This window comes from Prochlorococcus sp. MIT 1303 (assembly GCF_001631965.1).
In the GTDB taxonomy this organism is placed as follows: domain Bacteria; phylum Cyanobacteriota; class Cyanobacteriia; order PCC-6307; family Cyanobiaceae; genus Prochlorococcus; species Prochlorococcus marinus_D.
In genome coordinates, this window is the sequence record NZ_LVHK01000042.1 from 114,166 (window position 1) to 126,928 (window position 12,763).

The following is a 12,763-nucleotide window of genomic DNA, read 5'->3' on the forward strand; positions in this document are numbered from 1 at the left end:
CAGATGGAATTAAAACTATCAAAACCTATAATTAATAGTGCTCAACTTTTAGAAGGAGATAATTTAGAAGCATCTTTCGAGCTGGAAAGCGGAGACCCCGATTACATCTACTATTCAGTCTATATGTACGATGGGGATACAAATCGTCTCAAGATATCCGAGAAAGAGCTTTCCCCAGGCAGTAACTCCACGGGATTTATTGAATTTGAAGGAAATAATGCGAAGCTAGACTTAAAATTCGCCAACGATGGCGAAACAGAGGGAATTGAAAAATTTATTGCAAGGTTTTATTCGGATGCCGAGCACACAAAACAAATTCCAGGTTCGGATTTCGTCTTCGTAGTCACCGACAAAGAATTGTCGCAGATATCTTACTATAGTGAATGGAAAAATGCCATCGGATTACCTGACAATCGAATTACAGTTCTAAGTGGAATTTCTGTCGACAATCAAAACTCAATAGCCATAGGCACTAACGGGAATCATGCTAATGATAATTACATAAAATCCTTCAAATATTCTCCTGATGGTGAACTGCTTTTTGAATCCGAATTACTCAGCGAGCACATTGATGACTTCAAAGCCGATGGTGATATTTCAATAACATCTGATGGTGGAGTTATTCACACTGGCTATCGCTGGGACTCAGACATTGCTGTCATTGCGAAAGTAAACAACGAAGGATTGTACGAATGGAGCACAGAAGTTGAAAAAGATAACGGGCCAATGTTTGAAGTAAGTACAATTGACAAAGATGGAAATATTATTGCCGTAGGACGCCAAGGACTTGGAGATCAATTTTTTTATAAACTGAATCCCAAAGGCGAAGTTCTATGGTCAAAGAGGATGAATCAGTTGGATTCTTATGGCGCAAGCTTTGCCACATCACTCTCGACAGATTCTTCAAACAATATATATATCGCCAGCGATACTCAAAATCCTGGCACATCACAATTGACGAGCATGCATCCCGTGGGATGGAACGGGGGGGTTGAGTTGGAAGTTGGTTCTAGATCCTTTAATCCTCAAGTTGCCGTTGATGATCAGGACAATATATATTTTCTCGGAGGAGACAATCAGGTCGTAAAGTTAGATGCTGACGGCAGCACTCAATGGTCAACCAATATTGGATATACAAGTGGTGAATGGATGGGACTGGCCGTCAACTCTTCAGGAGTTTTTGCGGCAACAAATACTGGTCTCCCAGATACCGAATTCCGTGATCAAGAGTTTCAAAATTACATTTACAAACCAACAATCCACGCCCTCTCAAGTGACGGCGAGCTTCTAGATATAAGCAGAATAGATCTTGATGGCACAGAAGGTGTTGGTAGTTATGCTTTTGCCCCTTTAACCGATGACTCATTTGCCTTCGCATACAGGTACGACGGCGAAGTGAGGTTACAAAGGTTAAACATAAACCAAGAACAATCCACTTCCCTAAGCCATACAGATGCATTAGCCCTCATTGAAGATCAAGGGAATGATGTAATCATTCCAGAAGAGTATGATTCGATTGAAGACAATGCATTTAAGGGCACCAGTTTAACGAGTGTTGTCATTCCAGATAACGTCACATCAATTGGCAATGAAGCATTTAGCAGTACTCAACTAACAAGTGTTGAGATGCCAGATAGCGTTACTTCAATTGGCAGAAATGCATTTTGGCGTACTCAGCTGAAGAGTGTTGTAATTCCAGATAGTGTCATATCGATGGGTGATCGGGCATTTGGTTATAACAACCTTCTAGCAAGTGTTGATATCGGTGATGGCGTCAAATCCATTGGTCATGGTGCATTTGCGAACTGTATGTCACTAACGAGTATTCTAATTCCAGATAGCGTCACAGAAATTGCTCAGTGGGCATTTACTGGCACTAGTCTAAAGCATGTTTTTGTTCCAGAAGGAGCTGAAATACATGATGCAGCTTTTGATCGGATTGTTTCAATCAAGCTGAAAAATTCAGAACTAACTAAATCAGATGCTGAAGGTCTCATTGAAGAACAAGGAAATGATGTAATTATTCCAGAAGGGTATGGATCGATTGGCTCTGGTGCATTTCTTGACACTGAGCTAACGAGTGTTGAGATACCAAATAGCGTTACAGAAATTGGTGATCAGGCATTTCAGGGAACTGGCCTGACGAGTGTTTCTGTTCCAGAAGGCATTGAGATTCATGAAAGTGCTTTTGAGCCTTCTGTTCAAATCAACTACACCTCAACAACACCAGTCGATGGTTCAGGTGCTGTTGCCTTTAACTACAAGCTCTTTAGTGCTGATTCCAACGAGGCTCTTGATCAATTAGCTGTCTTAGGCCAAGGCGTTGATGGCACTGATCGCTACAAACTCGAAATCACTGCTCAATCTCTTACCGATCAATACAACCTTGAAAGTGCTGATGTCACTCTCAAATTCAATCCACTGATCTTCCAAGCCATCAATGCCTCGGATATTCAAATTGGCACCGATCTTCCTCTGGCCAATGCTGTCCACATCGATAACGAAACAGGTGCTGTTCGCATCGCCGCTTCTAGCCTCTCGGATCTATCGCAAGGCGATGGCATCTCCTCGGAGCGCATACTTGCTTCTTTAATTCTTGATTTTGATGAGGGCGCACTCAAAACCGTAGACCTACAAGAAGATGGCAGCCTTGCTGTTAGCCCACTGATCTTTGAAATCGAGGCCAATAACGATGAAACCGTCTTCTCTCGCTCCTATACAGAAGATGATGGCAGTGGATTGCTCAACCGTGATATCAAGAGCCTTAGGGATCTCGGTGGAGACATTCATGTTGATGGCACTGAAGTCAAGCTCTATTCAGCTGGGATCAACATCTATGAGGTCGATGATGGTTTGATTCTTGGTAGTCAGAGGGTCATTGGTTCTGATACGGCCTACACCAACCTCATTCGCTCTGGTGACACGATCACCGCAACAACCGAATGGCTCAATGTTGGCAACACTGATGCCAACAACATTCAAGTGACGGCCTACGACAACGACAATGCTCAACTAAGCGACTATCACTTTGTTGATGACATCAGCAACGTTAAAAGCGGTAGGTATGTCAAAGGCCAATTTGATCAATCGGATCGTGAATCATTTGAGCTTGTTGCTGATATCGAAATCACGGGTGCTGCAGGAAATGTGCTGGATCTCTCCGATGGCATCCTCAGCCTGCAAGCCGATGACTCTGATGTCTTTGTCAATAACAAGGGCTCCAGCAACCTGATCACCTTCCAAGGTGACCTCAACTACGACGGCCGGGTCTCAATGAAAGACCTCGCCTACCTCAATGCAGGGGCTGCAAGGCAACAACTGGTCGATAAAACTGACGAAAGTGGCAACGCTGTTCAAGACGAAAACGGCAACGTTGTTCAAGTTGCTTCGGAAGCCAGTTATGCCCGTGATGTGGATGCTGACTTCAGCGGCAAGATCGATCTGGCTGATCTAGCTAAGCTTGATCAAGATTGGGGCCAAACTCTCCACAACGGTGATCAAGACTTCCACGGTTCTTCAGAAGAGTTCTCTTGGAGCGATCTCGATGAGCAAGGCACAACAGGTGATGCAGCCTGGAATAACGACTCCTTTAAAGATCAAAATGCCACCGAGGCCTCCAGCGACTACGTCAGCTCCCTTGAAGCTCCTGGTACTTCAGGGGTAATCGGTGCTGATGGCGATACCATTGCTAACGATGAGGATATGCAGGGCACAGAATTCCAAGATCCGCTGACCCTTTAAAGCAACACGAAAGGGCTCAATAACAAAACAACTGAGGAAATCAGGAGATCTCAAGAGCTAAAGAGCTCTATTGCTCTGCAACTAGCTGTCGCTGTCCGTAAATAATTGTCTGCAACTTGGTGATTGCAAATCAGATCTGTAGAAATTTGCCTGCTCTTAGTAGTGATCTCTTTATACCTATGGAAAAAGCAATTCTCTAAAGCTGCCTAGAGGGGGACGGAGCCATACGCACCCCCACTTAATACCCCCACCTCTATACATGAGGCCTGTGATACCAATGGATCTGAGCATAGTTCTTCGGGCTCATAACCCGAAGGTCGGGAGTTCAAATCTCCCCCCCCGCCACCAAATCAAACTCCTGACAGGGCCATAAAAAGGTTCACTTACGACAACCTTTATGAGGGACTCCAGACATTTGCCACGAGCAACATCATTTCGTGATCGTTGTCACAACATAGGCCAAAAAAGTTTGGCTGAATAGGGTCATCCAAAGGAGAGTTATGAGCGTTGAGATGGGATCGGCGACTTGCCTGCATCTGATCGAATCCAAGAGCCACATCGAAGCGGCAATGGTTGGTGTTGCTCACCTAGAAGACGCTGAGTCCCTAAGGCATCAATTGCGTTGCATCCATCGCCAGCTGGAAGGCATGCACGAGATGGAAAGAATCCAGGCTGCCACTAGGCGGCCCGTGGTTGAGGCACTGAAGCCCAGACCCATCCGCTGACACCACGCAGCTCCCAGCATCGAGATCCGCGAATCAGCACCTGACTTCTACAGCAAAAAACTAGTCAGACGTCTTGCCTGGTGAATCACCATCTTGTTTTTTTGTCCAGCGATACCAATTCGGCTTTTGATTGATTTTTTCTTTGATTCTTTTTCTTATTAGCTCAATGTCTTTTGCATTAGGCTCCCAGTCTTTATAAAAGTCAATTGGCCACTGTTCTTTTTTGAATTGACGTTCTGGATCTGGACGCATGCCTCTGCTATTCATTTCATTTATGAGGTCTAAATATCTTTTATGCAAATACATACCTTTGTTATAGAAAAACTTAACGTGTCCAATATTCAAGGTAAATTCTTTGGGGAGTTGTTCTTTCGTTCTCTCCCAACTTTTTGACTTTAGTGAGCGTTGGAGTGCGGAACCAACCATAAAAATTTCTCTATATTCCGCAACTAAATGTTGATCAGATAATTCACTAGGCTTGACCAAGTTGATCCTTGTCATACAAAAGATCTTATTTTTAAAAGGTGTCAGTTATTCGAGCTCGATGCTGCTTGGCCCTTAGCAGCATCGAGGCTTTTCTTGCTGGTGGTGTCTGGGGACTCAGACGTCTTCTCTGTTGAAGCACCGTCATGCTTGTGAGAGTGATCTCCAGAACATCCCATCGCATTAACGGGAGTACAAAGCAATAGAGCGGCAAACACGGTAGCTAAAGGATGGATCATTCTTTTGATTGTCAGTACCCCTTTTCTACTAGATCAATGACCGAACTGACTAAGGGCGCTCCAAGGGACTGTTGATTTCCATCGCTCAACCATTGAGTACTTCAATATGGCGATCCAGTTAACTGAGACGTAAAACATCATTGAACAGAGGAGCCAAAAAACTACAGGGTCAGATGGCCAGTGCGTCTAGCCATGACGTTCAGCTCCCAGCAAGGAGAGCCATGGATCAGTACTTAGCTTCTAAAGCAAGAGCCACGAAATAGCTAAGGCGAGGAGAACTAACCCCCGGGCCAGAGTGGGGAGGGGGATTTATCGTGGAGGTCATGGAATGATAGGTAGTTTAAAAGCGCTAGTGACTGCAAGGGAAAACAACCATATTTTGTGAGCTCACAACACGAAGGCAGGGGTTCAAATCTCCACCCCGCTACCACCACTTAAAAGCCAGGGGAAGAGGTTGATGTTGACCTACAAATGAGATCGGCAATTAACAGGAGAGGACAAACATGCCGTCTTTCTCATATTCAAACCAACTTTTAGCATGAGTAACAACAATGACTGTTTTTGAGCTAAAGACTAAAAAGGTGCTCAAGTGTTCCACGGGGTTGGAGTTCATCTGCGCTCCCCCTTGAAGTAGATGCCGCAGGCGAAAGTGAAAGAAGCGATCAACGACAGGTTCAATCACTTCGGCTCAAAAGAATGCCCCCCGAAGTGCCAGAACGTCCTGATGACGTTCAGGCAAACTGAAAAACTGAGCAACTCAAGAAGTTGATGGTCTAGTAGACCACTTCCGTCTTCTGCATGACTTTCGTCTGATGAAAGGTGAACTCAACCAATCCAGCCAGCTAGGTGGGAGGCAGCGTTGGAACGCACCAAACTGCGAGCAGCCGGCAATGCCGGTTCAAGGCACGTACTAGAAAAAGGCGGTAACGCACGGCTGCGCAGCCAGGTTCCCCAGCGAAATTCGTGATATGGGATCAATGGTTCAGGGCGTATCAGCCCTTCCCTTTTGAGCTTCCAAGCAAGGCTCCGGTACGGATCGTCCTCAAGCTTTAACAAGCTCTTAGGTAAACCCTGCGGCAAAAGGGGGCCATGGCCACGTCCGTTGTAGAGATACAACCAACCACGGTCGGCCAAAAGGTGAAGGCTGTCTAAATCATCCTCTGCAGGACAATTTTCGATCACATATCCGTAGGTGGTGGCGTCTTGGTCAAGATCCAATAGTGCTCGTAAACGGTGATGACGATCAATCATCCACATTGAGCCTGAACAATTACGTACAAGAGGGACGGGCTTGCCCTTCAAATACTTCTTGTTTTCCTTAGGGCTTTGTCCACGGAAATCGAGCTGACGACTCTTCACTTCCGCTAAGCCCACGCACCACTGGGTGGGCTTGAGTTGAGCCACGGCAACCTCAAAAAGCTCAAAGCCTTCATCCGCACTGGGGATCCGCTTATAGCTGGGCAGATGAGAGGACAAACAGCTAAGGCAGGTGCCATCATCCTGACAAAGCCAAAAAAAAGACGCCTCTGGACTTACTCAGCTAGACAGCCCAGGAGCTCTCAGACTGAGTTAATGAAATGGAAGTGACATGAGCATTGTGTTGGCAGATATGATTAAAACCAGTTTGTGGAATGATGATTGGCACGGATTCATTGCCAAACAACTTCTACATGATCAATGCTTGTATTCGCCTCTTATGGTAGGAATCTTATTTATTTATAGCGGTGGAATTGAGCGTGTACCATAGAGATCCAGAATCTTAATAATGATTAAAAAGTTCATTTAGTCAAAAAAGCCACTATCCAAAGAGTAGGCTAATTGTCGGTTTTAGGATCAAGCCTAGAGCTCGAATGATTGCGCAAGAAGTCGAGCCTGGTTGACAAATTCAGCAATCTGGGTTGGAGCAACTGCTGCTCGCTGCCCATTACTCACTGCACGGTAATGATCGGCAACGGCCCAAGCAGTGGTATTAAGATCAACCTGGAAGCGTGGGATCAGATGCAAATGCAAATGTTGAGCTCCTTCTCCAAAAGCAATGGCATAAACCCTGTCGCACTTGGTAAGCCGTTGGACAAGCCCACTACCAATTTGAATTGCCTTCCCCAAAGAAGCTGCTTCATCGGGTTTGAAATCAATAGGTCCTGCAAAGTGACGACGTGAATCGAGCAGTAGCCAACCAAGCAAAGGAGCTGGTGCTGGATGATGGCGAAAAACCCAATGAGTTGTGCGAACAATTTCATAGTTAAATTGATCACTAGTTCTGCGATGGTGGTCACAGACTCCACAATTTTGCATAAGTAGAATCAAATGCTATTTTTGAATAAAATAAGTTGGAATCGAGGGCAGATGAGATCAAACAACGCATGAATATAGTTGTTTATTCACTAAAACGAATTCACAGCAGAGATAGACCTCCTGAGAGTTCCTCAGCAATAGATCAGCACCATTGTGGATCACATCCACAACATAACCATTCTGAACTGAACCATGGGCGTGATCACATCAGATGAGCTTAGTGCCAAAGGGGGGAGGGATGACTACCCCATAAAAAAGTCTGAGGGTTTATGACTCTTGTTTACAGCGCTGTGATCCACGCAAACAAACAAGTCAGCAGAAAGCTGCTGTGAATCGATTAGGCCTGTGATTGATCTCTAGATCAATGGGGTGAGCGCATGCTCAGACGCACGACAGGAGATTACTAAGGCAGTGATTTGGGATTGGCAAGATCACAGGAGGATCTCATCGCGGGATCAAGCTCGCTTAAACAAAGGTAGACAGTTGATCTCAGCTGAACAAAGTTGTGCTTGGGTGTTGAAGTTAGACCCCTGGATGAGCAGCTATTGCCCAAACCAAAGGAGCGGCTCCGGCAACAATTGCGCTCAAAAGTTGGGCAAGCATGAGAACGACCTGCTTTGAACTCATAACAGCGGCCTAGGGGTTCTGGGCAAATCCGGTTCACTGGGATCCGGGCACTCGCAAGTCTCGACTTCACCGCATCCAGAGCAATAAATCTCTGTGAAGATCTCCTCGCTGTTACTGGTTTCGATTTCGCCAATATTTGTTTTGTCTAGAGGTGGCGCAAAATCGAGGCCATTAAGCAACTCCCGAACAATCAGGCGAAGTTCTTCTGGGTCATCAGTAATGTCAACACGAGCCTGAGCTCCTTCTACTGCTAGAAGCCTCATTGCTGGAAGTTGCTCAGATCGTTCTGAAATTGGGAGCCCCATTGCCTGAGGTAAGGTTGGTTATTAATAGTATTGATACAGCCCTGAACAAGAACTTGTGTGGACTGTGAGCATCTGAACACTAGACACACCCGTATGAAGACTTGATTAAGCTAAATCGCGGAGATGGGTGGCTATAAAGAAAAAATGGCTGAGATGGAATAAGAAGCTCGTTAGAACATGTGTAGGAGAACTGAAAAGCCTGAAAGTTTTAGATTCGGTGATGTTAAATCTAGGCTTAAAAAATTCAATGCCGAAGTTTCGCTTTAGCCCAAACGCCTCAACGATGACTGAGAGCCAATAAAAAGTAACTAATTGAACAGCCTAGTCAGGTACTAATGAATAAACTTTGCTGCGTAGTGGGAAAAGCAATTAACTTGCGACAAGTTATTGCTGGTTTGGATACAAAAAAACAACAACTCGATGCGCTATGGACAAGGATTTGACAATCTAGGCCATAATGGTGTTATACTTTAACAATTGCCCTCTCTATGAGGGTGGTTGCATTTATCCATGTAATGAGTCATGACTGTAACCAAGTCCAGTCCAGCCAATAAAAACAGCATACGCAAAGTCCAGCTGATACCCAGAAGCTCGCATTCAGAGCAGGTGAGACTTGTGAATACAAGCCTTCCGGGCATAAAAGTAATCGCAAGGAAGGATCTATGGAACGACTTTAGGAATCGATTGAAAATAAACAATTATGAAATTGGATTATTAGCAAACGACCTAAACAAACTTGCTCAAAGAATTCAACCAGTGATTATCAATGTAATCGATACTGTAGAGGGCATCATTATAAGTTTCAGAAAAGCACTTCATATGGATTCAAAATAGCAAAAGGTTTTCTTTTTGCTATGAATACAAGAGATCTAAAACTTAATTATGCATAAATAAATTCATACCGCAAATTCACTACAACCAACAGAACATTGAGACGTGATCAATTAAATTGAAATCAAATAGATTGAGTTGGTTAATACAATAAATGGATCGAAGCTAAACATTGGCCCTCAAGTATAAAGGGAAGGCCCCTATAATACGGGAAAGTTGACCTCTTGATTGCATTTACTAGGCAAAGTAAGTTAATTTGTCAACACGTCAAGTTGATTTTGGTAAGGGATTAAATCAGCATACGAAACAACCATCTGGAACAAGAGACCTCGTGAGATATCGAAAGTGTAACCCATGGAACTCAAGCAATAGTAACCAGTAGATGCAACTTATACCCTGGAAAGACCATCTGGAGAAGGATCTCTCGTTTCCAACACAGATATGATCGGCTCAAGAACGTAAACTTGTCAACATCTAGCCATTTCGAAGTTTTGCAAGCTAATGCATTATTGAAAACTCGTATAAAGCAAGTACTAGAAGGATAACCATTGAAGATATGCGCTACCAAGAACGGATTGGCCTAATGAATAGGAGAAAAGGCATGATTGATGGGCACAAGATCTACAAGCAAAGGGATTGGGCTAATAAAAACTTCACGGAGAAAGAAAAAGGAACATAATATTACTAATTACACAAGCAACGAAGCATTCAAGCTAGAAACAACCAAGCAAATTAAACCGCAGATAAGACCAGCTAACCGCACTGTTTAGCAGTTCTAATCAGAGATAAAGTCAAGACAACAAGCATTCTCTGACGAATACGTTATAGTGATATGTATTTGTTTTTAATGATGGGTAAGACCAAGCAACATAAAAAACTCGTAAGGTTGGCGGAAAAAGCCGAGCTGTGCGCGACACGAGAAGAAGCTCAAAAGCTCATACGCAAAGCCGAAAAGGCGCACGCAAAGCTAGAAGCATAGAAGCCGTTTGCTCTTTATGTTTAGCAGACCTGCCGGGATCAAGGCAAATATCTCTAGTCAACAACCAGAAGTCAACTGGATTGCCTGAGACTGCGTAACCAAGAAATGGAATGCCGCCGACAGAATTCTCGACTAGGAATTAATTTGAATGAAGCACAAGCAATCCATTGCTTTGCAGAGACCATAGAATCAATTTCCGTGAGGAATTTGGGCGGTTAATGGGTATGTTCATCTTGGCATCAGTCTCAAGTATGACTCTGCAGAAATGGCCTTTCAAGGTACATTTTCAAAACTATCGCGTCTCGGGGGATAAGTGCTATCACTAGCCTTGAATGTCGCTAGATATAGCAAAGAAACGATCAATGAAATTGCTGCTGCTGTTGCAATGAAATAAGCGAGCATCTGCATCAGATCAACGAATCTAGTTAGTCGGACGCTACATCCAAGCAACCGCAAGAATCTTCATTCCGTTGTCTTTCTCATTGATATTAGGCAATTGATCATCCAAAAGTAGCTTTCAAACCACAATGATTATCATCGTGAGGCCAGGAATGCAGCGAAAACCAGTCAAGGGAAATACGTAACAATTTATACACAGTAAAACATTAGAGTATGAGCAAGTCTATCCGGAATCAATTATGCAAAGGAAAGTCGAGCAAGCAAAATGAGATGTAAAAGCAGCAAAGAGAGAACGTTATCTACAAATGAACAAGATGGGTTAGATTAGGGCATTATAAAGAGCGTATAGAATAGGAAAATGTCTTTCGTACCGCCTAACAAGGGGAATTATAGGCCTAATGATCAGTCTTAAACAAAAGTAACGCGTCAATGAACTGTAGAAAAGCCAAAAAGAATACTCAACTGTAAGAAAGATAAAACTAGTTGAATGATTTTAGATGAAAACAGTTGAGGCTTATGCTTTTTGAACAGCAAAGCCTAACTTATAGACAAAATTAAGTAACTGTAAGGGATTCTTTAGCAAAATTTCTGCGATAAATTAGAATCCCATGCGAATAAACTAACTGCGATACATTTCTGCATATCTCGCGAATTTTAAAAGATTAATATCATTTATTGAGAATATTTATATGTAGTAAAAGATTATTTTAGCAATATCCAGGTAAATACTAAAAAGCTAGAACAACATCGTCTACACTAGTGTCAGAGTCTAACCCCATCGGCTAAAAACACTCCAAGCTTAGCAAGCATGTGCCCAAGCACCCAGAATTTCTAGCTCAATCCAATGACAACAATTCACATTCTCGACAATTTAGAGCCATTTCTTAACTCTGTTGGGCGTATCTACGAGGTGGGCGGCGGAATTATTACTGTTTTAGCGATCCTATGGATTCTAAACTTCGTTGCAGGTCTAATCCGTAACACCTATGCCGCTGGCCACTCTTTGGGTAAATTTTACAGATCATATCTCCATCGCTATTTAAAGACTATCGTTATCGCACTCCTATCTCTCATAACGAAGAAAGTCTCCAATTCATCTGATTCTACAAAAGAAACCATTAAGGCGTAGTTCTGAGTCAATGCAAACGATAGGAAGCAAAGTAATTGGGCAATAGGCTCAAGCAAAAGCAGGAAGGGGCGGCAAAATAATTTAAAGGGCATTAGTGATAAGTCATTAGTCAGTAAAAAGAAAGATTTTACTTAACAAAACCACCAAGAAATGACACTGTTAATAAGTAAAGCCTTTGCGGTAGTCTATTTGTTGACAAAATAATTAAGAGTAATACAAAATATAATGACCTGAAGAAGGCAAAAATGATTCGTTTGAGGGTGTATCATCTAAATGGTATAGCTATCGCCAGGTATAATCTATTAATTATAAAACCTTTGATTCGAACTACTGGAAGCCTATTTTAATCAAAGAGTATCAAGGCCTGGAAAAATAAAAAACGCAAAAAAGTAATATTTGAACAAAAGTAGACATTGGCATTAATCCCTGCAAGAATGATTACTATTCAAGCCATTTTTGTTGGTTAGACGCTCGCACATCAATGTTGTTCTCAGTCCTGGTCATACTCCACATCCTTGCTGCTACGGTTTGGACTGGAGGACAGTTGCTTTTAAATCTAAGGGTCCTGCCAGACGCTCTCAAAGAAAAGAGTGTGGCTCAGGTGCGCTCATTTGAAAAGATGTTCGAGCCTTTAAGGGTGACATCGCTAGCAATTCAAGTCATTAGTGGTCTCTGGTTAACATGGATCTATCTACCAGGAGGGCGAGGACTTTTTTCATTTCAGACACCAATTACATCCCTACTAACAACAAAATTGATCCTATTGGCTATCGCCTTTGCATTGGCTCTCCATGCACAAATAAGACTAATTCCTAATCTCAACGACGACAATCTTATTGAATTATCTTGGCATATTCGTAGCATTACAACAGTATCAATTGCCTTTGTGATTGTCGGTGCTGGTATCAGATTAGGAGGATTCTAAGTCAACGAAAATCATAAATGGTTTCATATATCAATACTATTGGTTGGATATCCCATCAGGCATTAAGGCAAGATAGTGAATTGAC

General features: G+C 43.1%; 8 protein-coding genes. 3 read left to right on the plus strand and 5 right to left on the minus strand.

The genetic code is table 11. The features are described from left to right. The first annotated feature begins 3 nt into the window (after positions 1-3). Complete coding sequence (locus PMIT1303_RS06945; RefSeq protein WP_082824459.1) at positions 4-3,741, plus strand: leucine-rich repeat protein; 3,738 nt, start codon at positions 4-6, stop codon at positions 3,739-3,741. 512 nt (positions 3,742-4,253) lie between these two features. Further along, complete coding sequence (locus tag PMIT1303_RS06955; protein WP_231901374.1) at positions 4,254-4,466, plus strand: hypothetical protein; 213 nt, start codon at positions 4,254-4,256, stop codon at positions 4,464-4,466. Between the two features lie 60 nt (positions 4,467-4,526). Here the strand turns inward: PMIT1303_RS06955 and PMIT1303_RS06960 are convergent, their stop codons facing one another. The 5 genes from PMIT1303_RS06960 to PMIT1303_RS06980 all read right to left on the minus strand — a co-directional run bounded on the left by PMIT1303_RS06960 (position 4,527) and on the right by PMIT1303_RS06980 (position 8,415). Next, complete coding sequence (locus PMIT1303_RS06960) at positions 4,527-4,967, minus strand: pyrimidine dimer DNA glycosylase/endonuclease V (RefSeq protein ID WP_063398090.1); 441 nt, start codon at positions 4,965-4,967, stop codon at positions 4,527-4,529. 26 nt (positions 4,968-4,993) lie between these two features. Continuing rightward, positions 4,994-5,188, minus strand: a complete 195-nt coding sequence (locus PMIT1303_RS13350) for a hypothetical protein (RefSeq protein WP_156486932.1) — start codon at positions 5,186-5,188, stop codon at positions 4,994-4,996. 825 nt (positions 5,189-6,013) lie between these two features. Beyond that, positions 6,014-6,664: a ParB-like protein gene (locus PMIT1303_RS06965; RefSeq protein WP_063398091.1), complete on the minus strand. Its 651-nt coding sequence runs from the start codon at positions 6,662-6,664 to the stop codon at positions 6,014-6,016. Positions 6,665-7,027: 363 nt separating this feature from the next. Continuing rightward, positions 7,028-7,483, minus strand: coding sequence for an HIT family protein (locus PMIT1303_RS06970; RefSeq protein ID WP_063398092.1), 456 nt, complete (start codon positions 7,481-7,483; stop codon positions 7,028-7,030). Positions 7,484-8,106: 623 nt separating this feature from the next. Next, positions 8,107-8,415 (minus strand): hypothetical protein, encoded by a 309-nt coding sequence (locus tag PMIT1303_RS06980; protein ID WP_063398094.1) that lies wholly within the window; start codon positions 8,413-8,415, stop codon positions 8,107-8,109. 3,819 nt (positions 8,416-12,234) lie between these two features. On the opposite strand from PMIT1303_RS06980, the gene PMIT1303_RS06995 reads away from it, so the two are divergent. Further along, positions 12,235-12,678 carry a CopD family protein gene (locus tag PMIT1303_RS06995; protein WP_011825999.1) on the plus strand — a complete coding sequence of 148 codons (444 nt, stop codon included), beginning with the start codon at positions 12,235-12,237 and terminating at the stop codon, positions 12,676-12,678. The last annotated feature ends 85 nt before the right edge of the window (positions 12,679-12,763 follow it).